The sequence below is a fragment of the Macromonas nakdongensis genome (genome assembly GCF_002837145.1).
GTDB classification, from domain to species: domain Bacteria; phylum Pseudomonadota; class Gammaproteobacteria; order Burkholderiales; family Burkholderiaceae_C; genus Macromonas_B; species Macromonas_B nakdongensis.
Genome location: NZ_NWMV01000066.1, coordinates 18,469 through 40,304, shown reverse-complemented (window position 1 = coordinate 40,304; position 21,836 = coordinate 18,469). Strand labels below are relative to the sequence as shown.

Sequence of the window (21,836 nt, the reverse complement as noted above, 5' to 3'; positions counted from 1 at the left end):
GGATGTGGCGTTCAGGCCGGTCGCAGAAATCGTTCGGCCATGAGGGCCTGTGCGAGTTTGCGTTCCAGCGGCCAGGGCTCGCCCTGCAGTTGTGCGGCGAGCACTTCGCCGCACAGCACCGACAGGGTTAGCCCGCGCGCGCCCAGCCCGACGCACACGTGCAGGCCCGGCAGGCCTTGGGGGTCCACGGGACCGACGGCCGGTAGGCGGTCGGGCAGGGTGCAGCGCACCCCCGCCCAGGCCTGGGCTTGGGCAAAGGCCGGTGCCATGGCCGCGCCCAGCGCCGGTAGCAGGGTGTCCAGGCGCTGGCGGTTGGCCAACTGGTCGGCCGCCGTGGTGTGGGCGTCGGTGGCGCCGCGTTCGAAGGTGGAGCCCACCAGCCAGAGCGGGCGGCCGTCGGGCCCGGGCATGCCGTGCACGAAACTGCCGTGGCCGTTGACTGGAGCGTGGGGCAGCCAGCCCTGGGCTGCCGCGGGCAGGTCGTTCAGCGCGCCCCAGGTGACCTGTCCGCGCAGGGCGTGGACCGGCAGGTGCCCCAAGCCCTGCAACAGGGCCCCGGTGTCGAAGGCGCTGGCCAGCACCAGCACGGGGGCCTGGCCCAGCACCTGTCCGTGGGCGTCCAGGGCTTGCCATTCGCCGGCATGCCGGCGCAAGGCCCCCAGTGTGGTGCCCCCTTGCCAATGGATGTGGGGGTGGTCCAGTTGTGCCCGAACCAGGGCCGCCGGGCGTATCCAGCCGGCCGTGCCGTGCCACAGGCCGCGTGCGGTGGCGGGCAGGTGGGCGGCGGCGCATTCGGTGGGCGTGGCGTCGCGGCTCCACTGCGGCCCCCAAGGGGCGGGCCAGTCGGCCGGCTGGGGCCGGGCGCGCTTGCCCTCCCCCCGGTGTTCCAGTACCCCGCTGGGCGCCCAGTCCAGTCCCGGTCGCAGCAGCTGCTGGGCCCGGGCCAGGGTGCTGCGCACCCCCTGCCGACTCAGCCGCGACAGGGCCGCATCGTCGGGCGAAACATGGGGGGCCACCAGCCCCACCGGCAGGCCCGAGGCGCCGCAGGCGGGCGCTGCGCCGCGGTCGATGACCTGCACCTGCCAGCCGCGGCGCGCCAAGGCCCAGGCCACGCCCGAGCCGGCCAGCCCGGCACCGACGACGAGCACCCGGCCAGGGCCGGACGCCTGGGGTGTGCGCAGGTGGCGCTGCCCGGTCCAGCGCGGGGTGAAGGTGTGACCCCCGGAGGCGGATTCCGGGGACGGCGCGTCGGCGTGAAAGCCCTGGACCTGGAGTTCACATGCTTCGGTGGCTGTCTGGGGCCGGTACCACAGGCGCGCGCCGGGCCGACAGAGGCGTGCCAGCACTTTCAGCACCGAGGGGAAAGGGGCGTCCGCCTCCGGTGCAACGGGGTGCAGCAGGACGCCGTCGAGGGCGGTGTCCTGCCCGGCGAGGGCGTTCTTCAGGGGGCCGGTGCACAGCGTCAACTGCACCCGGTCGCCGTCGAAACCCAGCCGGTGCACCCCTGGCAGCAAGCCGTGCCAGGCGCGGTTCAGGTCGGCCGCCAGTGGCCGCAGGGGCTCGGGCAGGGCGTCCGGCGCCACGCAGGCGGTGGGGTCCGGCACCACGGCCGTGTAGCACAGGCGGTTGGGCCTTTGCGGCGCGGTGCGCCAGGCATGCCAGGCCTGCAGGAAGGACCGGCCGTCGCCCCAGGCGGTGTCCAGCAGGTGCCCGTGGGGCTGCTGCGCCCAGGGCATGGAAAAAGCCCCCCAGTGCGGGCCTGGGGGGCTGGTGGGGCGTTGCGCTGGGCGCATCGGCGCCGTCAGGCGCTGGGCGGAACGAAGCCGGCGGCCTGGTCGGCGCCCTCACCGAAGAAATGCTTTTCCATCTGGCGCGCCAGGTACTGGCGGGCGCGGGCGTCGGCCAGGTTCAGGCGGTTTTCGTTGACCAGCATGGTCTGGTGCTTGAGCCACTCGGCCCAGGCCTGCTTGCTCACGCTGGTGTAAATGCGCTTGCCCAGTTCGCCGGGGTAGGGCGGGAAGTCCAGCCCCTCGGCCTCGGCGCCGAGCTTGATGCATTGAACCATTCGAGCCATGGTGGTGTCCTCTTTTTATAAATAAAGATGATGAGCAAATGAAATCTTATTGTTTCTGGTTTGCAGAAACCTTGGGCAGAATCGGCCCGGCGTGTGCCAGACCGCCCACGGCAGGACTGTATCAAGCTTTCGACCTCCCCTGGCGGTGTGGGGCTTGAGACACATCAAATCCCGGCGCAGACGTGCCGGTACACTTGCTGCCATCGGTCGCTGGCCGCCGTTCTTTTTCCAACCTCCTCCGCCTTAGCCGGTGTTTCTGGGTGTTTGTGCACCCGGCGCCGGCCCTCTGCCAACATGAGCGCATTCCTCGAAGAGCGTGTACTGAGCGTGCACCACTGGACCGACCGTCTGTTCAGCTTCACCACCACCCGCGACCAGGCCCTGCGGTTCTCCAACGGCCACTTCACCATGATCGGCCTGCGCCAGGAGAACGGCAAACCCCTGTTGCGCGCCTACAGCATCGCCAGCGCCAATTACGAGGAGCACCTGGAGTTCCTCAGCATCAAGGTGCCGGACGGCCCGCTGACCAGCAAGCTGCAACACATCCAGGTGGGCGACACCATCATCGTCGGGCGCAAGCCGACCGGCACCCTGCTGATCGACTACCTGCTGCCCGCCAAGAACCTCTACCTGATGGGCACCGGCACCGGCCTGGCGCCTTGGATGAGCATCATCCGCGACCCGGAAACCTACGAAAAATTCGAGAAGGTGGTGGTGGTGCACGGCGTGCGCCAGGTCAACGAACTGGCCTACCGCGACTACATCACCCAGGAGTTGCCGAACCACGAATTCCTGGGCGACATCGTGCGCGGCAAGCTGGAGTACTACCCCACGGTGACGCGCGAGCCCTTCGAGCGCCAAGGCCGCATTCCCGACCTGGTGCAGAGCGGCCAGATGGCGCGCGAACTGGGTCTGCCCCAGCTCAACCCGGACACCGACCGCGTCATGATCTGCGGCAGCCCGGCCATGCTGCGCGACCTCAAGGCCATGTGCGAACACCTGGGCTTCAAGGAAGGCAACACCAGCACCCCGGGCGATTTCGTCATCGAACGCGCCTTTGCCGAGAGCTGATGGGGAACCGGGGCGGGTGGCGCCGGTCACAATGCCGGTGTCACCTCCCGGAAAGATGTTTGTGATTTGCTCCGCTCAGTCCCTGTGGGCGCGTCCGCGCGCCGTGTTTGCCGCCATCGCCGCGGTGTGTGCCGGCATGTTCGGGTTCGGCCTGTACCTGCAGCACGTGGTCGGGCTGGAGCCTTGCCCCATGTGCATCGTGCAACGCTATGCCCTCATCGCCATCGGGCTGTTGGCCGCAGCGCTGGCTTCGACGCGTTCTGCGGCCTGGCACCGCTGGGGGGGTGTGGGGTTGGTGCTGTTCGCGGGACTGGGCGCCTTCACCGCCGCGCGGCAGAGTTTCCTGCAGTGGTACCCGCCCGAGGTCTACAGCTGCGGCCGCGACCTCTACGGCATGATCGAAAGCTTCCCGCTGCGCCGGGTCGTTCCCATGATCTTCCGGGGCAGTGGTGACTGCACCCAGATCGACTGGACCTTCCTGGGCCTGTCGATTGCCAACTGGTCCTTCCTGTGCTTCGTGGCGCTGGGTGCAGTGGTCGCGGCCCTGGTCTGGCGCGTGCACCGGTCGCAGCCGGTCTGACCCGGCCGGTGCCGAGCGGGCGCCCCCGTTTCAGAGCCGCTGGGCCTGCAGCGCCCGGGCCACTTCGGTCACCAGGGCCGGCCCTTGGTAGATCAGGCCGCTGTAGATCTGCACCACGTCGGCGCCAGCCTCCAGTTTGCCCACCGCGTCGGCCCCGCTCAAAATGCCGCCCACGCCGATGATGGGGTAGCCCTTGCCCAGCCGGGCGCGCAGTTGGCGGATGACCGCGTTGCTGGCCTCCAGCACCGGGGCGCCCGACAGGCCGCCGGCCTCTTCCGCGTGCGGCAGGCCCTGCACCGCGCTGCGGCTCAGGGTGGTGTTGGTGGCCACCACGCCGTCCATGCCGTGGCGCACCAGGGTGTCGGCGATCACCGCGACCTGGGTCTCGTCCAGGTCGGGGGCGATTTTCACGAACACCGGTTTGTGCACGCCGTGGCGCTCGGCCAGTTCGGTGCGCCGCGCCGCCAGCGCCCCCAGCAACTGGTCCAGCGCTTCGTCGCTTTGCAGCGCGCGCAGGTTTTTTGTGTTGGGGCTGGAGATGTTGACCGTCACGTAGTCGGCGTGCGGGTAGACGCCGCTCAAGCAGGTCAGGTAGTCGTCGGTGGCGTTTTCGATGGGGGTGGCCGCGTTCTTGCCGATGTTCAGCCCCAACAGCATGCCGTCCGGTTGCGGGCGCTGGCGCAGCCGCGAGCGCTGCACATTGGCGAGGAAAGCGTCCAGCCCCTCGTTGTTGAAGCCCAGGCGGTTGATCAGCGCCTGCTTTTCGGGAATGCGGAACATACGCGGCTTGGGGTTACCCGGCTGGCCCTTGGGCGTCACCGTGCCCACTTCCACGAAACCGAAGCCCATGGCGCCCCAGGCGTCGATGCAGCGGGCGTTCTTGTCCAGCCCGGCGGCCAGCCCGACGCGGTTGGGAAAGCGCAGTCCGGCCAGGGTGACGGGGTCGCTCACGCGCGGCTGCGCCGCCAGGCACATCAGCGGCGTATGCTGGATGCGTGCCAGGTTGTTCAGCGTGAGTTCGTGCGCCGCTTCCGGGTCCATGTTGAAAAGGAAGGGGCGTGCGAAGGAATAAGGCAGCAGGGACATTGGATAATCGCGTCTAGTGGGTGGCCCCAAACGGCCACCGCCCGGCATTGTCCCAGATCGCACCCACCCCATGAGCACCACCCCCTTCAGCCAAGACGAACTCAAGACCCTGGTCGGCCAAGCCGCGCTGCAGTACGTGGTGCCCGGCGAGATCGTCGGCGTCGGCACCGGCTCCACCGTCAACAAGTTCATCGACGCGCTGGCCGGCATGAAGGACCAGATCCGCGGCGCCGTCTCCAGCTCGGTCGCCTCGACCGAGCGCCTGCAGGCGCTGGGCATCCCAGTGTTCGACGCCAACGAGGTGGAGCAGTTGTCCGTCTACGTGGACGGGGCCGACGAGATCGACCCGCAGGGCCACATGGTCAAAGGGGGCGGCGCGGCGCTGACGCGCGAAAAAATCGTGGCCGCTCTGTCTCGGCGTTTCGTGTGCATCGCCGACGAGAGCAAATGGGTGCCGGTGCTGGGCGCTTTCCCGCTGCCGGTGGAGGTGATCCCGATGGCCGCGCAGCAGATCGCCCGCCGTTTTGCGGTCCTGGGCGGCAGCGCCACCCTGCGCCTGAAGGATGGAGTGCCGCTGGTGACCGACAACGGCCAGCACATCCTGGACGTGACCGGCCTGCAGATCGCCGACCCGCTGGCCTTCGAGAGCGAGGTCAACAACTGGCCCGGTGTGCTCACGGTCGGGGTGTTCGCCCACCAGAAGGCGCATGTCTGCCTGCTGGGCACGGCCCAGGGCGTCAAGACCTTCGAATTCGGCGCATGAGCGACCAGACCGCCGCGCCGGCCCAGCCGCGCAACCCCTTGCACGGGGTGACGCTGGAGGCCATGGTCAATGCCCTGGTGGCGCACTACGGCTGGTCGGAGCTGTGGCAACGTATCCCGCTGCGCTGCTTCACCCACGAGCCCAGTGTGGCGTCCAGCCTGAAGTTCCTGCGCAAGACGCCGTGGGCGCGCGAGAAGGTCGAGGGGCTCTACCTGTTCATGCTGCGCGAGCAGCGCCGCGGCCAGGTCGGCCGCGCTTGAACCCACCCGACCCCGAGTGGGGCCGGGCGGATCGGGTCAGGCCATGCCCTGGTGCCGCAGCAGCGCGTCGATCTGCGGTTCGCGGCCGCGGAAGGCCTTGAACGATTCCATGGCCGGGCGGCTGCCGCCGGCTTCCAGGATCGCCTCGCGGTAGCGGCGCCCGGTGGCCACGTCCAGCGTGCTGCCGTGGGTGCGTGCCGCTTCTTCGAAGGCGGCGTAGGCGTCGGCGCTCAGCACCTCGGCCCATTTGTAGCTGTAGTAGCCGGCCGCGTAGCCGCCCGCGAAGATGTGGCTGAAGGTGTGCGCCGTGCGGCTGTAGGCCGGCGGTTGGACCACGGCCACCTCGTCGCGCACCTGCTGCAGCAAGGCCATGAAATCGGCGCCGTCGACGGACTGGGGCGCGTCGTGGCGGTGCAGCAGCATGTCGAACAGCGAAAACTCGATCTGCCGCAGCGTCTGCAGGCCGCTCTGGAAGTTCTTGGCCGCCAGCATCTTGTCGAACAACTCGCGTGGCAAGGCCTCGCCGGTGTCCACGTGGGCGGTCATGCGCTGTAGCACGTCCCATTCCCAGCAGAAGTTTTCCATGAACTGACTGGGCAGTTCCACCGCGTCCCATTCGACGCCGCTGATCCCGGAGACGTCGCGCTCGTTCACCTGCGTCAGCAGGTGGTGCAGGCCGTGGCCGAATTCGTGGAACAGGGTGATGACGTCGTCGTGCGTGAGCAGGGCGGGTTTGTCGCCCACGCCTTCGGCGAAGTTGCACACCAGGTGCGCCACCGGGGTCTGCAGGGCGCCGGTGTCGGGGCGCAGCCAGCGGCCGCGCACGTCGTCCATCCAGGCGCCGCCGCGCTTGCCGGTGCGGGCGCCGGGGTCCAGGTAGAACTGGCCGACCAGGGTGGGCGTGGTGCCCGCGGGGCCGGCGCGCTCGATGCGGAAGAAACGCACTCCCGGGTGCCAGACCGGGGCCGTGTCGGGGCGGATGCGGACCTCGAACAGCGTTTCAACGATGTGGAACAGGCCGTCGAGCACCTTGGGCGCGGTGAAGTAGGGTTTGACGTCCTGTTCGCTGTAGGCGTAGCGGGCTTGGCGCAGCTGTTCGCCCACGTGGGTCCAGTCCCAGGGCTGCGGGTCGTCCAGGCCCAGTTCCGCCGCGGCGAAGGCGCGCATGTCGGCCAGGTCCTGCTCGGCGTAGGGGCGGGCCTTGACGGCCAGTTCGCGCAGGAACTGCACCACCTGCGCCGGCGAATCGGCCATCTTGGGCACCAGCGACACGGTGGCAAAGTCGGGGTGGCCCAGCAGTTCGGCTTCTTCCTGGCGCAGGGCCAGAATCTCGCGGATCAAGACGGTGTTGTCGAACTTCACCGCCTCGCCGTCGGCCTGTTCGCTGGCGCGGGTGGCGTAGGCGCGGTACAGGCGTTCGCGCAGGTCGCGCCGGCGGGCGAACTGCATCACCGGCAGGTAGCAGGGCAGTTTGAGGGTGAGCTTGTGCCCATCCTGGCCTGCGGCCTGGGCGGCGGCGCGGGTGGCTTCCAGCACGTCGGCCGGCACGCCGTCGAGTTCCTCGGCCGTGGCGAAGTAGGCAAAACTGTCGCTCGCGTCGAGCGCGTTTTCGCTGAATTTCTGGCTCAGCTCGGCCTGGCGTTCCTGGATGGCGGCGAAGCGTTCCTTGGCCGCACCCTGCAGTTCGGCGCCGCCCAGCACGAAGCCGCGCATGGCGTTGCGGTGGGCCTGGGTCTGTTCGGGCGTGAGGCGGGCCGGGTCCATGGCCTTGTACTTGGCGTACAGGCGTTCATCGGCACCCAGGCGGGTCCAAAATTCCGTCACCTGGGGCAGGGCGGCGTTGTAGGCGGCACGCAACTCGGGCGTGTCGGCCACCGCGTTCAGGTGCCCCACCGCGCCCCAGGCACGGCCCAGGCGGTCGGTGGCCACGTCCAGCACCTGGGCCATGCGGCCCCAGTCGGCCGGGAAGTCGGTGGCGGTCACCGTTTCCAGGGCGCTGTCGGCCGCGGCCAACAGGGCCTCCATGGCCGGCACCACGTGTTCGGGGCGGATGCGGTCGAACAGCGGCAGGTCGGCCAGGTCGAGCAGCGGGTTGTCGGCCAATTGCAGGGGGGTGGGGGTGACGGCGTTCATGCGTTTATTTTTGCGTGGTTTTCTTCACACTTTTCTGTGTGGGTTTTTTCGCGCGCTTGATCAGGCCGCCCGAGGTGAGGCGCTCGTTGCCCAGCACCCGCACCATTTTGACTTCGGGGCGTTGGCCGCCTTTCTTGCTGTATTTCAGCAATTTCACGTCGCGCGGGCCGGGTTTGCGGTCTTCGTCCACCGCTTTTTCTTTTTCGGGCAGCGGGCGCCACAGCACCAGCAATTTGCCGATGTGCTGGATGGGGGCGGCGTTGAGTTCGTCGGCCAGGGTGGCCAGGAAGGTTTCGCGCTGGGCGCGGTCGTCGGAGAACACGCGCACCTTGATCAGCCCGTGGGCGTTGAGGGCGGCGTCCACCTCTTTCTTGACCGCGTCGGTCAGGCCGTCGCCGCCGATGAGGACGACGGGATCGAGGTGGTGCGCGTCGGCCCGGTGGACTTTGCGCTGGGCGGGAGTGAGTTGGATGTGAGGCATGGGACAATTATCCCCGCATGAAGGTCAAAACACAGAGCAAGAAGGTCAACAAGGCCTGGCTGAACCAGCACGTCAACGATCCGTGGGTCAAATTGGCCCAGAAGGAGGGCTACCGCGCGCGCGCCGCGTACAAGCTCAAGGAGATCGACGAGGTGTTCCGTCTGATCCGCCCCGGGCAACGGGTGGTGGACCTGGGCTGCGCCCCGGGTGCCTGGAGCCAGTACCTGCGCCGGCGCCTGTCGCCCACCGGGGCGGCGGTGGGCGAACTCAACGGCACCATCGTCGGGCTGGACCTGCTGCCCATGGAGCCGATCGAGGGCGTGCATTTCATCCAGGGCGATTTCCGCGAGGCAGCGGTGCTGGCCCAGCTGGAGGACGCGCTGCGCGTGGACGGTGTGGTGCCGGCCCTGGACGTGGTGGTGTCCGACATGGCTCCCAACCTGTCGGGGGTGGAGTCGGTGGACGCGGCCCGCATCGTCCACCTGGTGGAGCTGGCGGTGGACTTTGCCCGCACCCACCTCAAGCCCGAGGGGGCACTGGTGGTGAAGCTGTTCCACGGCAGCGGCTACAACGAGCTGGTCAAGCTGTTCAAGGACACGTTCAAGGTGGTCAAGCCGCTCAAGCCCAAGGCCTCGCGCGACAAATCCTCGGAAACCTTTTTGGTCGGCATTGGTCTGAAGTGACCGCCCCTTAGGCCAAGGCTATGGACCCGATTGTCAGGGCTGCCCCCGTGGTTTCCCTGGTCCTGCCTTGAAAGACCTAAAATGGGGCCCAATTGACACACAGTCAAACAGCAGGAGCTCTACTTGAACAACCAGTGGTTTTCGAAAGTCGCGGTGTGGATGGTCATCGCCATGGTGTTGTTTACCGTCTTCAAGCAGTTCGACGGGCGCAGCACGGCGGGGGCCGGCTACATGGGCTACTCCGAGTTCCTCGATGAAGTGAAGGCGCAGCGCATCAAGAGCGCCGTCATCCAGGAGGGCCAGGGCGGCACCGAGATCGTGGCCGTGACCACAGACGACCGCCGTGTGCGCACCAACGCCACCTACCTCGACCGCGGTCTGGTCGGCGACCTGATCGCCAACGACGTGAAGTTCGACGTCAAGCCGCGCGAGGAAGGCTCGCTGCTGATGACCCTACTGGTGAGCTGGGGCCCGATGCTGCTGCTGATCGGGGTGTGGGTCTACTTCATGCGCCAGATGCAGGGCGGCGGCAAGGGCGGCGCCTTCAGCTTCGGCAAGAGCAAGGCGCGCATGCTGGACGAAAACACCAACACCGTGACCTTCGCCGACGTGGCCGGTTGCGACGAGGCCAAGGAAGAAGTCAAGGAAGTGGTGGACTTCCTGAAGGACCCGGCCAAGTTCCAGAAGTTGGGTGGCCGCATCCCGCGTGGTTTGCTGCTGGTCGGCCCGCCGGGCACCGGTAAAACGCTGCTGGCCAAGTCCATCGCCGGTGAGGCCAAGGTGCCGTTCTTCAGCATCTCGGGTTCCGACTTCGTGGAAATGTTCGTCGGCGTGGGCGCGGCCCGCGTGCGCGACATGTTCGAAAACGCCAAGAAGAACGCGCCCTGCATCATCTTTATCGACGAGATCGACGCCGTGGGCCGCCAGCGTGGCGCCGGCCTGGGCGGTGGCAACGACGAACGCGAACAGACCCTCAACCAGATGCTGGTCGAGATGGACGGCTTCGAGACCAACATGGGCGTGATCGTGATCGCCGCGACCAACCGCCCCGACATCCTGGACGCCGCCCTGCTGCGCCCGGGCCGTTTCGATCGCCAGGTCTACGTCACGCTGCCCGACATCCGCGGCCGCGAGCAGATCCTGAACGTGCACATGCGCAAGATCCCGGTGGGCAACGACATCAACCCCGAGATCATCGCCCGCGGCACGCCCGGCATGAGCGGTGCCGACCTGGCCAACCTGTGCAACGAAGCCGCCCTGATGGCCGCGCGCCGCAATGCCCGCGTGGTGGAGATGCAGGACTTCGAGAAGGCCAAGGACAAGATCATCATGGGCCCCGAGCGCAAGTCCATGGTCATGCCCGAGGAAGAGCGTCGCAACACCGCTTACCACGAAGCCGGACACGCCCTGATCGGCAAGTTGCTGCCCAAGTGCGACCCGGTGCACAAGGTCACCATCATCCCGCGCGGCCGTGCGCTGGGCGTGACCATGAGCCTGCCCGAAAAAGACCGCTACAGCTACGACAAGGAGTTCATGCTGAACCAGATCAGCATGCTGTTCGGGGGGCGGATTGCCGAAGAAGTCTTCATGAACCAGATGACGACCGGTGCCAGCAACGACTTCGAACGCGCCACCCACATCGCCCGCGACATGGTGATGCGCTACGGCATGAGCGACGCCCTGGGCCCCATGGTGTACGCCGAAAACGAGGGTGAGGTATTCCTCGGCCGTTCCGTCACCAAGACCACCAACATGAGCGAAGAGACCATGCGCAAGGTGGACACCGAGGTGCGCCGGATCATCGACGAGCAATACGGCCTGGCCCGCAAGCTGATCGAAGAGCACAGCGAGAAGATGCACGCCATGGCCAAAGCCTTGCTGGAGTGGGAAACCATCGAGACCGAGCAGCTCGACGACATCATGGCCGGCAAACCGCCGCGTCCGCCCAAGGACTGGACACCGCGCAAACCGCCCACCGGCGGCAGCGATGGCGGCAACCCGCCCCCGGTCAAGCACGATCCGACGCCGACGGTGGCCTGATCCATCGATACCGTGAGTACACCACCGGGGCCTGAGGGCCCCGCTTGCTTTCCACGGTCCGGCCCGTGCGCCCACCTCTGTCCCGATTCCCCATGATGCACACTTTTTGGCAGACCACCCGCCACACGATCGACCTGCGCCAGCCCAAGGTGATGGGCATCGTCAACGTCACGCCCGATTCGTTTTCCGATGGGGGGTCCCACGCCGACGCCAGCGCCGCGGTGCGTCACGCCGAAAGCCTGCTGGCCCAAGGCGCCCACATCCTTGACGTGGGGGGTGAATCGACCCGGCCGGGCGCACCACCCGTGCCGCTGGCCGAAGAACTGGCCCGGGTGTTGCCGGTGGTGCGCGAACTGGTCAAGCTGAACGTGCCGGTGTCCATCGACACCTACAAACCCGAGGTGATGCGGGCCTGCCTGGACCTGGGCGCCGACATCGTGAACGACGTGTGGGCCCTGCAGCGCCCCGGTGAACAAGGCTTGAGCGGCGTGGAGGTGGTGGCCCGCCACCCCGGCTGCGGCGTGTGCCTGATGCACATGCACCTGGAGCCCCAGCGCATGCAGACCGCCCCCATGGAAGGGGATGCCGTGCCCCAGGTGGCGGCTTTTCTGCAGCGGCACGCCCAGGGCCTGCGCGACGTGGGGGTGGCGGCCGAGCGCATTGTGCTGGACTATGGCATCGGGTTCGGCAAAACCGTGGCGCAGAACTTCGCCTTGCTGGCGCGCCAGGCCGAGGTGCTGGCCCTGGGTTACCCGCTGCTGGCTGGCTGGTCGCGCAAGTCCTCGCTGGGGCGGGTCACGGGGCAGGACGTGGCGCACGAGCGCGTGGCCGCCAGCGTGGCCGCCGCCGTGCTGGCGGTGGACCGCGGGGCGCGCATCGTGCGCGTGCACGACGTGCGCGCCACGGCCGATGCGCTGAAGGTGTGGCAGGCCATGGCCGAGCAGCGCCGATAATCGGCTTTGTCACAACACCGGCACACCCGTACCAGCATGGCCCGCACATTTTTTGGCACCGACGGCATCCGCGGCACCGTCGGTACCTACCCCATCACCCCCGATTTCGTCCTCAAACTGGCGCACGCCGTGGGGCGGGTGCTCAAGCGCACCGAGGCCCACCCCACCGTGCTGATCGGCAAGGACACCCGCATTTCCGGCTACATGCTGGAGTCGGCGTTGGAGTCGGGTTTCAACTCCGCCGGGGTGGATGTGGTGCTGCTGGGGCCGGTGCCGACCCCGGCCGTGGCTTACCTGACACGTGCCCAGCGCGCCAGCCTGGGCGTGGTCATTTCGGCCAGCCACAACCCCTTTGCCGACAACGGCATCAAGTTTTTCAGCGCCCAGGGTGCCAAGTTGCCCGACGAGTGGGAGCTGGCGGTGGAAGCGGCCCTGGACGAGCCCCCGGTGTGGGTGGATGCGGCCGGCCTGGGCAAGGCACGGCGCCTGGACGACGCCGCGGGCCGCTACATCGAGTTTTGCAAAAGCACCTTCGGCACCGACCTGACCCTCAAAGGCATGAAGATCGTGGTGGATGCGGCGCACGGGGCCGCCTACCACATCGCACCCAAGGTGTTCCACGAACTCGGGGCCGAGGTGGTCACCATCGGCTGCAGCCCCGATGGGCTGAACATCAACCAGGGGTGCGGTGCCACGCACCCCGAGGCGCTGGTGGCCGCGGTGCGCGAGCACCGGGCCGACGTCGGTATTGCCCTGGACGGCGACGCCGACCGCCTCCAGATGGTGGACGCCAACGGCCGCCTGTACAACGGCGACGAACTGCTTTATTTGCTGGCCGACGACCGCCTGGGCCGTGACGAGGTGGTGCCCGGCGTCGTCGGCACCTTGATGACCAACATGGCGGTGGAGGTGGCGCTCAAGGCCAAAGGCGTGCAATTCGTGCGCGCCAAGGTGGGCGACCGCTATGTGCTGGAAGAGTTGCACCGCCACCACTGGCTGCTGGGTGGCGAAGGGTCCGGTCACCTGCTGGTGCTGGACAAGCAGACCACCGGTGACAGCCTGGTGTCGGCCCTGCAGGTGCTGCAGGCCTGTGTGCGCAGCGAGCGCAGCCTGGCCGATGCCCTGGCCGGCGTCCGCCTGTTCCCGCAGACGCTGGTCAACGTCCGCTTGCGCCCGGACCAGGACTGGCAGCGCAACACCGCGCTGGCGGCCGCGGTGCAGGCCGCCGAGGCCGCGCTGGGCGAAACCGGGCGGGTGCTGATCCGCGCGAGTGGCACCGAGCCCTTGCTGCGGGTGATGGTGGAGGCGCGCGAGGCCGAGCAGGCCCAGGCCTGGGCCGAACGCCTGGCCGAAGCCGCGCAGGCTTGAGGCCGGAGCGACCGATGACGAGCACCCCCACGAACAGCACCGTGTCGGCCCTGCACGTGCTGCAGGCCGATTACGCCAACCCCCAGCACGCGGCCGCGGTGGTGGCCTTGCTGGACGCCTATGCCCGCGATCCCGCTGGGGGTGGCGAGCCCCTGAGTGAGCAGGCCAAGGCCCGCCTGGTGCCGGAATTGGCGCGGCGCCCGCACGCTTTCAGCGTGCTGGCCTACGACGGCGAACGGCCGGTGGGCCTGGTCAACGCCATCGAGGGGTTCTCCACCTTCAAGTGCCAGCCGCTGGTCAACGTGCACGACGTGGCCGTGCTGGCCAGCCACCGCGGCCTGCGCGTGGCCGAGCGCATGCTGGACCTGGTGGCGCAACTGGCACGGGAGCGCGGCGCCTGCAAGCTCACCCTGGAGGTGCTGGAAGGCAACACCCCCGCGGTGCAGCTGTACCGACGCATCGGTTTCGCCGGTTATGCGCTGGACCCGGCCTTGGGCCAGGCCCGCTTCATGCAGAAGTGGCTGGACTGAAGTGCTGGCGGCCCCGGCTCAGGACGCCGGGCTGCCCGGGGCCAGCCCGCGCGCGTGGTGGGCGAGCATGAACTTGTCCAGGCGCGACAGCGGCAGGCTCATCAGCAGTTCCAGCCGCTGGTGCAGGGCGTGCAACACGTGTTTGAAGGCGTACAGCTGTTCGTCGTGCGAAGCTTGCACGCGGCTGGGGTCTTCGTAGCCCCAGTGGGCGGTGACCGGCTGACCCGGCCAGCTGGGGCAGGCTTCGCCCGCCGACTGGTCACACAGGGTGATGACCAGGTCCAGTTCCGGTGCGTCCGGGCGCGAAAACTCGTCCCAGCTTTTGCTGCGCAGGCCGGCGGTGGCGATGCCTGCGCTGCGCAGGGCTTCCAGGGTCAGTGGGTGCGGTTGGCCGTCGGCGGTGGGTTGGCTGCCGGCGGAATAGGCCTGGAAGCGCGCGCTGCCGATGTGGTTCAGGATGGCTTCGGCCATCTGGCTGCGGGCCGCGTTGTGGGCGCACAGGAACAGCACGCGGATCGGGTGGTGGTCGGTCATGTCAGTAGTGTTGTGGAACGATCATCGAGTCTGGCACCGGATGCCGGAGGTAGTCCGGATGGCGCACCCGCGCCGGCAGGATCACTTCGGGGCGCTGGATCTCGTGGTAATTGAAGCGTGACAGCAGGTGGTGGATGCAGTTGAGCCGCGCCTGTTTTTTGTCGTCGGCCGGTACCACCCACCACGGCGCTTCGGCGATGTGGGTGCGTTCCAGCATGGTTTCCTTGGCGCGGGTGTAGTCCTCCCAGCGGCGGCGGCTTTCCAGGTCCATGGGGCTGAGCTTCCACTGCTTGAGCGGGTCGTGGATGCGGCCCAGGAAGCGCAGGTGCTGCTCGTCGTCGGTGATGGAGAACCAGTATTTGATGAGCACGATGCCGGAGCGCACCAGCATGCGCTCGAATTCGGGCACCGAGCGGAAAAACTCTTCGTATTCGTCGTCGGAGCAGAAGCCCATGACTTTTTCCACGCCAGCGCGGTTGTACCAGCTGCGGTCGAACAGCACCAGCTCGCCGGCGGCGGGCAGGTGCGGCACGTAGCGCTGGAAGTACCACTGGGTGCGTTCGCGGTCGTTGGGGGCGGGCAGGGCCACCACGCGGCAGACGCGCGGGTTCAGCCGCTGGGTGATGCGTTTGATGACGCCCCCTTTACCGGCGGCGTCCCGGCCTTCGAACAGGATCACCACCTTTTGTTTGGTGGCGGCCACCCAGTCCTGCAGCTTGACGAGTTCGCCCTGCAACTGGAACAGCTCGCGGAAATAGGCCAGGCGTGCGGCCTTGTCCTGTGGGTTGTGTGGCTGCTCGCCGCGGGCCAGGGCTTGGCTGTGGTCGCGGTCTTCGATTTCCAGCTCCAGCTCTTCGTCGTAGCTGTCGAGCAGGTCGCGTTCGATGCGGCGCAGGAGTTCGTCGTGGGGCAGGGCCATGGTGGGAGAGGGCGGTGTGCGGACAACCCAGCGTAGCCTTCGTTCGTGAATATTTTGTGACAAAACGGTGTCAACCGCCGTGGCCGGTCCCCCTCAGGTGGGGCTTGCCTGGGCTGGATCGCGGCGCAGCAGCGCCTGCCCGGCGCGCAGGCGCTGGCCGCTGGCCAGGCCCGCGGCCAATTGCCAGCCGGGGGGAACGAAAACGATGATGGTCGAGCCGTGTTCGAACCAGCCCATTTCCTGGCCCTTGTGCATGGGGGCATGGCAGGGAATGACGTTGGGGCCGCGGTACTTCAGGTGCAGCAGCACGTCCAGCCAGTACAGCCGGATGCTGGCCACCAGCACCGCGGCCACCGGCACCAGGGTGAGCCGCGTGCCATCAGCGGCCAGGCGGGTTTCGATCACCGCCCGCTCGTTCTTGCAGAACAGCCGTTCCACCCGTTTCAAGGCGATGGGGTTGACGTTCCAGGTGTCGCCGCTGATGTAGGTGACGCGGTCCACCACCAGATCGTGCGGCGCGTGGAAGCGGTGGTACATGTTGGAAGTCAGGCGCAGGGTGACGTACCGGCCGTCGGCGTGCTGGGCGGCGAGTTCGGCCGAGCCCATCAGGTCGGCCAAGGTGTAAGGGAAGCCCTTGGCCTGCCAGACCTGCTGCCCCTGCACCGCGCCGCATTCGCCGACGATGGCGTCGCAAGGGCTGGCCAGCACGTCCGGGTTGGGGTCGTAAGGGCGGGCACCGGGGCGCAAGGCGCGGGTGAAGCAGGCGTGCAGGCTGTCGAACTCCTGCTGGGCGGCTTCGCTCAAATCGAGGTCGGTGAACAGGCTCCAGATGGCGATGGACAGGCGCGTCAGCCAGCGGCTGCGGATGCGGCTGTAGCGCCCCACCAGCCGCGTCAGCGCGTGGCGCGGAATGCGGTTGGTGAGCAGAAAATTCAGGTCTTCCTGCAGCAGCAGGCGGTCGCGCAAGGGGGTGGTGTTCATGGGATTGTCAAACGTTGGGCATACAACTGTCACGACCTCACTTGAAAGCTTGATGACATGCCCGTTGACCTTGCCCTCACCGCCGGCGCCCTGGCCGCCGCCGCGGCCCTGTGGCGCCCTGTGCGCCAGCGCCTGCAACTCTCGCGCGCCAAGCACCGCTCCCTGGCCGGCCATTCGCGCCTGGCCAAGCGGGTGGCGCGCCTGGTGCCCGGCTACGCCTACGACGAAACCACTTTTTTCCGCGTCGATGGTGCGCCAGAGGCCGTGGTCGCACAGCGCCGCGCCGGCTTTGAGCGCCTGGGCCGGGTCCTGCGCGAACGCTCGCCCCACACTTTGGCGCTGACGCAGCAGGCCCGTGCCGGCTTGCCCGACCTGCAGTTCACCCGCCGCTACCGCGTGCCCTTCCAATTCAGCCCGGTGGTGCGGGCCAGCCTGCCCATTGGCGCCTTCTGGGCCGAGGCCGCGGGCGTGCAACTGCGCGACCTGGACGGGCAGTGGCACCACGACCTGGCCGGCTCCTACGGCGTCAACGTGTTCGGAGTGGACTTTTACAAGGCCTGCATGGCCGAAGGGACGCAACTGGGCAGTGCGCTGGGCCCAGTGCTGGGTGGCTACCACCCCTGCGTGGCCGAGGTGGTGCAGCGCCTGCAAGCCATTTCCGGGCTGGAGGCGGTGAGCTTCCACATGTCGGGCACCGAGGCGGTGATGCAGGCCGTGCGCCTGGCGCGTTACCACACCGGCAAACGCCACCTGGTGCGATTCACCGGGGCTTACCACGGCTGGTGGGAGGACGTGCAGCCCGGCCCCGGCAACCCGCTGCCGCCGCGCGAAACCTACACCCTGCAGGACATGGACGAGCGCAGCCTGGACGTGCTGCGCAGCCGCCAAGACATCGCCTGCGTGCTGGTCAACCCCTTGCAGGCGCTGCACCCCAACCGCAACGCCCCGGGCGACTCCACCCTGGTGGACGGCAGCCGCAGCGCCGCTTACGACCGTGCCGCCTACACCGACTGGTTGCGCCGCCTGCAGCGCGTCTGCCAGGAGCGCGGCATCGTGTTCATTCTGGATGAGGTGTTTGTAGGATTCAGGTTGGCGCAGGGCGGTGCCCAGGCCTACTTCGGTGTGCAGGCCGACCTGGTGTGCTACGGCAAAACCCTGGGCGGCGGCCTGCCGGTGGGCGTGGTGTGTGGCCGTGCCGCGCTGATGCAGCGCTACCGCGAAGAACGCCCGGCCGACCTGTGCTTTGCCCGTGGCACTTTCAATGCGCACCCCTACGTCATGGGCGCCATGCTGGCCTTTTTGCGCCGCCTGGAGTCACCCGAAATTCAGGCCATTTACCAGGGGCTGGACGAACGCTGGGTGGCCCATGCCCAGCGTTTCAACCAGGCCTTGCAGGCGGAGCAACTGCCGCTGCGCGTCGATGCCCTGGGCAGCATCTGGACGGTGAGCTACACCCAGCCCTCGCGTTACCACTGGATGCTGCAGTTCTACCTGCGCGAGCAGGGGCTGGCGCTGAGCTGGGTGGGTACGGGCCGTTTCATCTTCAGCCTGAATTACACCGACGCCGACCTGGCCGAAGTCACCCACCGCTTCGTGCAGGCCTGCCAGCGCATGCGCGAGGACGGCTGGTGGTGGGCCGCGCCGGAACTGACGCACCGTGCCATCCGGCGTCAGGTGCTGCGTGAAATGTGGGGGGCCCGCTGGCGCTGACCCGCCCAAAAAAACGCCGGGTCCGTGCGGCCCGGCGTTCAGGAATGGCCCGCGGCGCGGGCCGGGCATCAGCCGGCGCGGTGCCCCGGGTCCAGCAACTGGCCTTGCATCAGGTACCACGGGGCCTTGTGGTAGAGCTTGATGTCGTGGAAGGGATCGGTGACGATCTTGGTGGCCCACACCAGCCCGGTGTGCAGGTTCTGCTGCAGCGCCAGTTGCAGCACGCGGAACGCCAGCCCCCCCACGCCCACGGCGAACCACAGCAGGCCGACGTTGTGGACGAAGCCGCGCCAGTCGCCGTGCGGCTCGAGCAGGCCGAGCAGGTCGGGTTGCCACACCAGCAGCAGCGGCGACAACGCCCAGATGGCCATCAGCACCACCTTGCGGCGCAGGTTGTAGCCCACTTTGATGTCTTCTTTGTATTCGTGCGTGGCCTGGTTGATTTCGTCGTAGCCCTTGGGCTCGAAAAAGAAATGGCCGGCCTGGCGGCTCACCATCGACACGCCCCAGGCCAGCAGCGCGGCCATGGCCGGGTCGCTGAACAGCAGGCCATAGGCCACCACGAAACTCATGGCGCTGAGCAGGTGCAGGCTCTGGTTGATGCGGCTGTGGTGGTAGTAGCGGTGGTCGTCCCAGCGCTGGACGCGCAGGGCTTGCAGAAAATCGTTCACGTGGCGTTCCTCGGGTTGATCAAACGGCGTGCCCGCCGCAGGGCGTTGGGCAGGTCCATGGTGGGCGGGGGCTGTGAAAGCCGCGTGACAGCCCCCTGCTTGTCATGCGGAGGTCTTGCGCCGGATCGGACCGTTTTGTCACATGCTTGTTATCTGTGGGCGGGAGCATGTCGGCATGAACACCGCCGCCGAGCCCCTGGTCATCGAGAATTTCCCGCCCTTGCAGCGTTCGCTGCGCATCGCGGTGGTCACCGAAACCTACCCGCCCGAGGTCAATGGTGTGGCCCTGACGGTGGACCGCCTGGTGCGCGGCCTGCAGGCCCGCAACCACGACCTGCAACTGGTGCGCCCGCGCCAGGCCCGGCTGGAGCGGGCGGGGGCCGAAGAGGGGCTCGAGCAGGTGCTGATGCGGGGGCTGCCCATTCCTCGCTACCCGCACCTGCGCATGGGCATGCCGGCCAAAAAATCTCTGATCGGTCTGTGGACCCTGCGCCGGCCCGACCTGGTGCACGTGGCCACCGAGGGCCCGCTGGGCTGGTCGGCGCTGCAGGCGGCGCGCAAGCTCAAGCTGCCCATCAGCACCGATTTCCGCACCAATTTCCACGCCTACAGCCGCCACTACGGCATGGCCTGGCTGGAAAAGCCCATTGCCGCCTACCTGCGCAAGTTCCACAACCTGGCCCACTGCACCATGGTGCCCACGCCCGGCCTGCAGGCCGAGTTGGGGAGCATGGGTTTTGAACGCCTGCTGGTGGTGGCGCGCGGGGTGGACACCCAGCGCTTCATGCCGGCACGGCGCAACGCCGCCCTGCGTGCCGAATGGGGGGTGGCGCCGGACGATCTGGTGGTGCTGTCGGTCGGGCGGCTGGCGGCCGAGAAAAACCTGCACCTGCTGGCCCAGGCCCACGCCGCCATGCGCGCGGTCAACCCGCGCTGCCGCCTGGTGGTGGTGGGCGACGGGCCCGAGCGCGAAGCTTTCCAGCAAGCCTGCCCCGACGCCATCTTGGCGGGCTCGCGCAGCGGCACCGACCTGGCCGACCACTACGCCAGCGCCGATGTCTTCCTCTTCCCCAGCCTGACCGAAACCTATGGCAACGTCACGCCCGAGGCCATGGCCAGCGGCCTGGCGGTGCTGGCGTTTGACTACGCCGCTGCGGCCGAACTGATCCGCCACGGCCAGAACGGGGTGCTGGCCCCGATGGGCGATGCCGAGGCTTTCGTGCGCCGGGCCGCCGACCTGGCCGGCAACCCGCCCTGGGTGCAGACCCTGCGCGCCGGTGCGCGCGACACCACCCTGGCCCTGGACTGGAGCCAGATCGTCGGCCAGGTGGAGGGCGTCTGGCTGCGCCTGCTGCGCAGCCACGCCGAGGGGGGCAGCGGTGCACGGGCCGGCGCCCTGTGCTGGACCCAGTCCGCGCCCTGAGTCCGTGCCGAGGTCACAGGGGCAGCGTCTGCCCTTGCGTCTGTTGGCCTTCGGCCCGGGCCGTCTGGGCCAGGCGCGCCAGCCCCAGCGCGTTGCGCCGGCCGATGCCGATGTGGGCCACGCCGTGGGCCTGCAACAGGGCCGGGTCGTAGAGGTTGCGCCCGTCCAGCACAATGGCCTCCTGCATGCTGTCGCGCACCTGGGCCCAGTCCGGGTTGTGGAAGCATTTCCACTCGGTCAGCAGCAGCAAGGCGTGGGCGCCGGCCAGGGCCGCGTTCGGGTCATCCACCAGGTGCAGCTGGGGGCCGTTCGCCAGCGCGGGGTCCAGATCGTGGCCGAGCGCTCGCCGCGCCTCGTCCATGGCCACCGGGTCGTGGGCCACGACCTCGGCCCCGCGCCGCAGCAGCTCGGCGATGACGGTGCGGCTGGGCGCTTCGCGCATGTCGTTGGTGTTGGGCTTGAAGGCCAGGCCCCAGATGGCGAAACGCCGCCCGCGCAGGTCCGGGCCAAACAGGGCCAGCAGGTGCTCGACCAGCACCTGCTTCTGCGCCCGGTTGACGCGCTCCACCGATGCCACCACCTGCATCGGCACGCCGTGCGCGGCGGCGGTGTGGATCAGGGCGCGCGTGTCCTTGGGGAAGCAACTGCCGCCGTAGCCGGTGCCGGCGTACAGAAAGCTGTGGCCGATGCGCTGGTCCGCACCGATGCCGCGGCGCACCGCGTCGATGTCGGCGCCCACCCGGTCGGCCAGGTGCGCCATCTCGTTCATGAAAGAGATGCGCGTGGCCAGCATGGCGTTGGCGGCGTATTTGCTCAGTTCGGCGCTGGCCACGTCCATCCACACGGTGCGTTCGTGGTGTCGGTTGAACGGCGCGTACAACTGCGCCATCGTCTGGCGGGCGCGTGCCCCCAGGGGGCCTTCGGGCACGCCCACCACGATCCGGTCGGGCCGCATGAAGTCGTCGATGGCCGCGCCTTCCTTCAGGAACTCGGGGTTGGAGACGACGGCAAACGGCGTCTCCTCCAGTCCGCGCCGCCGCAGCTCCTGCGCGATCGCCGCCTGCACCCGCGCCCCGGTGCCCACCGGCACGGTCGACTTGTTCACCACCACCTGGAAGCCGCGCAGGTTCATGCCCACCTGGCGCGCCACATCGAGCACGTGTTGCAGGTCGGCCGAGCCGTCTTCCTGCGGCGGCGTGCCCACGGCGATGAACACCACCTCGGCCTCGGTCACCGCCTGCGACAGCGCGGTCGTGAAGCGCAGGCGCCCGGCCTGGCCGTTGCGCCGCACCAGCTCGTCCAGCCCGGGTTCGTAAATCGGCACCCCCCCGGCCTGCAACAGGGCCACCCGGCCGTGGTCGCGGTCCACGCCCACCACCCGGTGCCCCAGATCGGCGAGACAGGCCGCCGTCACCAGCCCCACATACCCCGCACCCACCACGGTCACGTTCATCGCCAACTCCTTGTTTCGATGGGGTCATGTTTCGGACTGGCGGTGAAGTGCGCATGACGGTTGGGTGACGAAACCGTGAAAGTCGGGCGGGCAGGGTGGCCGAGTGCCTGTCATCCCGTTTTC

At 68.3% G+C, this 21,836-nt stretch carries 21 protein-coding genes; 11 read left to right on the top strand and 10 right to left on the bottom strand.

The features are described from left to right. Positions 1–11 precede the first annotated feature (11 nt). Entirely contained in the window at positions 12–1,736 is a 1,725-nt protein-coding gene (mnmC1, locus tag CON77_RS10010; RefSeq protein WP_157826908.1) for an FAD-dependent 5-carboxymethylaminomethyl-2-thiouridine(34) oxidoreductase MnmC1, read from the bottom strand. A gap of 65 nt (positions 1,737–1,801) precedes the next feature. Then, positions 1,802–2,074: an oxidative damage protection protein gene (locus CON77_RS10005; RefSeq protein WP_101049008.1), complete on the bottom strand. Its 273-nt coding sequence runs from the start codon at positions 2,072–2,074 to the stop codon at positions 1,802–1,804. A 294-nt stretch (positions 2,075–2,368) separates the two neighbouring features. Between CON77_RS10005 and CON77_RS10000 the strand changes: the two genes are divergently transcribed. After that, complete coding sequence (locus CON77_RS10000) at positions 2,369–3,145, top strand: ferredoxin--NADP reductase (protein ID WP_101049007.1); 777 nt, start codon at positions 2,369–2,371, stop codon at positions 3,143–3,145. Between the two features lie 55 nt (positions 3,146–3,200). Continuing rightward, on the top strand, positions 3,201–3,725 hold the full coding sequence (locus CON77_RS09995; protein ID WP_232788484.1) for a disulfide bond formation protein B: 525 nt from the start codon (positions 3,201–3,203) through the stop codon (positions 3,723–3,725). Between the two features lie 30 nt (positions 3,726–3,755). On the opposite strand, the gene CON77_RS09990 is transcribed toward CON77_RS09995, so the two are convergent. Beyond that, positions 3,756–4,811, bottom strand: coding sequence for a quinone-dependent dihydroorotate dehydrogenase (locus tag CON77_RS09990; RefSeq protein WP_101049005.1), 1,056 nt, complete (start codon positions 4,809–4,811; stop codon positions 3,756–3,758). Between the two features lie 70 nt (positions 4,812–4,881). Here CON77_RS09990 and rpiA point away from each other — a divergent pair, with 70 nt between their 5' ends. Together rpiA and CON77_RS09980 are read left to right on the top strand one after the other, a co-directional pair. After that, the gene (gene rpiA, locus CON77_RS09985) at positions 4,882–5,574 is read left to right on the top strand and encodes a ribose-5-phosphate isomerase RpiA (RefSeq protein ID WP_101049004.1); all 693 of its coding nucleotides are present in this window, start codon (positions 4,882–4,884) and stop codon (positions 5,572–5,574) included. Beyond that, the gene (locus tag CON77_RS09980) at positions 5,571–5,834 is read left to right on the top strand and encodes a VF530 family protein (RefSeq protein WP_101049003.1); all 264 of its coding nucleotides are present in this window, start codon (positions 5,571–5,573) and stop codon (positions 5,832–5,834) included. The genes rpiA and CON77_RS09980 overlap by 4 nt, the downstream gene beginning before the upstream one ends. A gap of 36 nt (positions 5,835–5,870) precedes the next feature. Here the strand turns inward: CON77_RS09980 and CON77_RS09975 are convergent, their stop codons facing one another. Together CON77_RS09975 and CON77_RS09970 are read right to left on the bottom strand one after the other, a co-directional pair. Next, the gene (locus CON77_RS09975; protein ID WP_101049002.1) at positions 5,871–7,967 is read right to left on the bottom strand and encodes a M3 family metallopeptidase; all 2,097 of its coding nucleotides are present in this window, start codon (positions 7,965–7,967) and stop codon (positions 5,871–5,873) included. Between the two features lie 4 nt (positions 7,968–7,971). Further along, positions 7,972–8,448, bottom strand: coding sequence for a YhbY family RNA-binding protein (locus tag CON77_RS09970; protein WP_101049001.1), 477 nt, complete (start codon positions 8,446–8,448; stop codon positions 7,972–7,974). A 17-nt stretch (positions 8,449–8,465) separates the two neighbouring features. Here CON77_RS09970 and CON77_RS09965 point away from each other — a divergent pair, with 17 nt between their 5' ends. The 5 genes from CON77_RS09965 (at position 8,466) to CON77_RS09945 (ending at position 14,022) form a co-directional block, all read left to right on the top strand. After that, positions 8,466–9,131 carry an RlmE family RNA methyltransferase gene (locus tag CON77_RS09965; protein ID WP_101049000.1) on the top strand — a complete coding sequence of 222 codons (666 nt, stop codon included), beginning with the start codon at positions 8,466–8,468 and terminating at the stop codon, positions 9,129–9,131. A 123-nt stretch (positions 9,132–9,254) separates the two neighbouring features. After that, the gene (ftsH, locus tag CON77_RS09960; protein WP_101048999.1) at positions 9,255–11,171 is read left to right on the top strand and encodes an ATP-dependent zinc metalloprotease FtsH; all 1,917 of its coding nucleotides are present in this window, start codon (positions 9,255–9,257) and stop codon (positions 11,169–11,171) included. 92 nt (positions 11,172–11,263) lie between these two features. Beyond that, positions 11,264–12,124, top strand: coding sequence for a dihydropteroate synthase (gene folP / locus CON77_RS09955; protein ID WP_232788483.1), 861 nt, complete (start codon positions 11,264–11,266; stop codon positions 12,122–12,124). 36 nt (positions 12,125–12,160) lie between these two features. Beyond that, a complete protein-coding gene (gene glmM / locus CON77_RS09950; protein ID WP_101048998.1) occupies positions 12,161–13,492 on the top strand; it encodes a phosphoglucosamine mutase in 1,332 nt (443 codons plus the stop codon). A gap of 14 nt (positions 13,493–13,506) precedes the next feature. Then, a complete protein-coding gene (locus CON77_RS09945) occupies positions 13,507–14,022 on the top strand; it encodes a GNAT family N-acetyltransferase (RefSeq protein WP_101048997.1) in 516 nt (171 codons plus the stop codon). 18 nt (positions 14,023–14,040) lie between these two features. Here CON77_RS09945 and CON77_RS09940 read toward each other — a convergent pair whose 3' ends face one another. The 3 genes from CON77_RS09940 to asd all read right to left on the bottom strand — a co-directional run bounded on the left by CON77_RS09940 (position 14,041) and on the right by asd (position 16,456). Next, positions 14,041–14,556 carry an arsenate reductase ArsC gene (locus tag CON77_RS09940; RefSeq protein WP_101048996.1) on the bottom strand — a complete coding sequence of 172 codons (516 nt, stop codon included), beginning with the start codon at positions 14,554–14,556 and terminating at the stop codon, positions 14,041–14,043. 1 nt (position 14,557) lies between these two features. Then, positions 14,558–15,475: a polyphosphate kinase 2 gene (gene ppk2, locus CON77_RS09935; protein ID WP_101048995.1), complete on the bottom strand. Its 918-nt coding sequence runs from the start codon at positions 15,473–15,475 to the stop codon at positions 14,558–14,560. A gap of 93 nt (positions 15,476–15,568) precedes the next feature. Beyond that, positions 15,569–16,456, bottom strand: coding sequence for an archaetidylserine decarboxylase (asd, locus tag CON77_RS09930; protein WP_101048994.1), 888 nt, complete (start codon positions 16,454–16,456; stop codon positions 15,569–15,571). Between the two features lie 57 nt (positions 16,457–16,513). On the opposite strand from asd, the gene CON77_RS09925 reads away from it, so the two are divergent. Continuing rightward, positions 16,514–18,166 (top strand): aminotransferase class III-fold pyridoxal phosphate-dependent enzyme, encoded by a 1,653-nt coding sequence (locus tag CON77_RS09925; protein WP_101048993.1) that lies wholly within the window; start codon positions 16,514–16,516, stop codon positions 18,164–18,166. Positions 18,167–18,234: 68 nt separating this feature from the next. Here the strand turns inward: CON77_RS09925 and CON77_RS09920 are convergent, their stop codons facing one another. Then, on the bottom strand, positions 18,235–18,837 hold the full coding sequence (locus CON77_RS09920) for a hypothetical protein (protein ID WP_101048992.1): 603 nt from the start codon (positions 18,835–18,837) through the stop codon (positions 18,235–18,237). A gap of 175 nt (positions 18,838–19,012) precedes the next feature. Between CON77_RS09920 and CON77_RS09915 the strand changes: the two genes are divergently transcribed. After that, positions 19,013–20,260, top strand: a complete 1,248-nt coding sequence (locus CON77_RS09915; RefSeq protein ID WP_101048991.1) for a glycosyltransferase family 4 protein — start codon at positions 19,013–19,015, stop codon at positions 20,258–20,260. 13 nt (positions 20,261–20,273) lie between these two features. On the opposite strand, the gene CON77_RS09910 is transcribed toward CON77_RS09915, so the two are convergent. Beyond that, entirely contained in the window at positions 20,274–21,713 is a 1,440-nt protein-coding gene (locus CON77_RS09910; RefSeq protein WP_101048990.1) for a UDP-glucose dehydrogenase family protein, read from the bottom strand. Positions 21,714–21,836 lie beyond the last annotated feature (123 nt).

Bases quoted from the DNA above. Each gene is read 5' to 3' on its own strand.
- mnmC1 (WP_157826908.1), bottom strand. From the start codon at position 1,736: ATGCCCTGGGCGCAGCAGCCCCACGGGCACCTGCTGGACACCGCCTGG.
- CON77_RS10005 (WP_101049008.1), bottom strand. From the start codon at position 2,074: ATGGCTCGAATGGTTCAATGCATCAAGCTCGGCGCCGAGGCCGAGGGG.
- CON77_RS10000 (WP_101049007.1), top strand. From the start codon at position 2,369: ATGAGCGCATTCCTCGAAGAGCGTGTACTGAGCGTGCACCACTGGACC.
- CON77_RS09995 (WP_232788484.1), top strand. From the start codon at position 3,201: ATGTTTGTGATTTGCTCCGCTCAGTCCCTGTGGGCGCGTCCGCGCGCC.
- CON77_RS09990 (WP_101049005.1), bottom strand. From the start codon at position 4,811: ATGTCCCTGCTGCCTTATTCCTTCGCACGCCCCTTCCTTTTCAACATG.
- rpiA (WP_101049004.1), top strand. From the start codon at position 4,882: ATGAGCACCACCCCCTTCAGCCAAGACGAACTCAAGACCCTGGTCGGC.
- CON77_RS09980 (WP_101049003.1), top strand. From the start codon at position 5,571: ATGAGCGACCAGACCGCCGCGCCGGCCCAGCCGCGCAACCCCTTGCAC.
- CON77_RS09975 (WP_101049002.1), bottom strand. From the start codon at position 7,967: ATGAACGCCGTCACCCCCACCCCCCTGCAATTGGCCGACAACCCGCTG.
- CON77_RS09970 (WP_101049001.1), bottom strand. From the start codon at position 8,448: ATGCCTCACATCCAACTCACTCCCGCCCAGCGCAAAGTCCACCGGGCC.
- CON77_RS09965 (WP_101049000.1), top strand. From the start codon at position 8,466: ATGAAGGTCAAAACACAGAGCAAGAAGGTCAACAAGGCCTGGCTGAAC.
- folP (WP_232788483.1), top strand. From the start codon at position 11,264: ATGATGCACACTTTTTGGCAGACCACCCGCCACACGATCGACCTGCGC.
- glmM (WP_101048998.1), top strand. From the start codon at position 12,161: ATGGCCCGCACATTTTTTGGCACCGACGGCATCCGCGGCACCGTCGGT.
- CON77_RS09945 (WP_101048997.1), top strand. From the start codon at position 13,507: ATGACGAGCACCCCCACGAACAGCACCGTGTCGGCCCTGCACGTGCTG.
- CON77_RS09940 (WP_101048996.1), bottom strand. From the start codon at position 14,556: ATGACCGACCACCACCCGATCCGCGTGCTGTTCCTGTGCGCCCACAAC.
- ppk2 (WP_101048995.1), bottom strand. From the start codon at position 15,475: ATGGCCCTGCCCCACGACGAACTCCTGCGCCGCATCGAACGCGACCTG.
- asd (WP_101048994.1), bottom strand. From the start codon at position 16,456: ATGAACACCACCCCCTTGCGCGACCGCCTGCTGCTGCAGGAAGACCTG.
- CON77_RS09925 (WP_101048993.1), top strand. From the start codon at position 16,514: ATGCCCGTTGACCTTGCCCTCACCGCCGGCGCCCTGGCCGCCGCCGCG.
- CON77_RS09915 (WP_101048991.1), top strand. From the start codon at position 19,013: ATGAACACCGCCGCCGAGCCCCTGGTCATCGAGAATTTCCCGCCCTTG.
- CON77_RS09910 (WP_101048990.1), bottom strand. From the start codon at position 21,713: ATGAACGTGACCGTGGTGGGTGCGGGGTATGTGGGGCTGGTGACGGCG.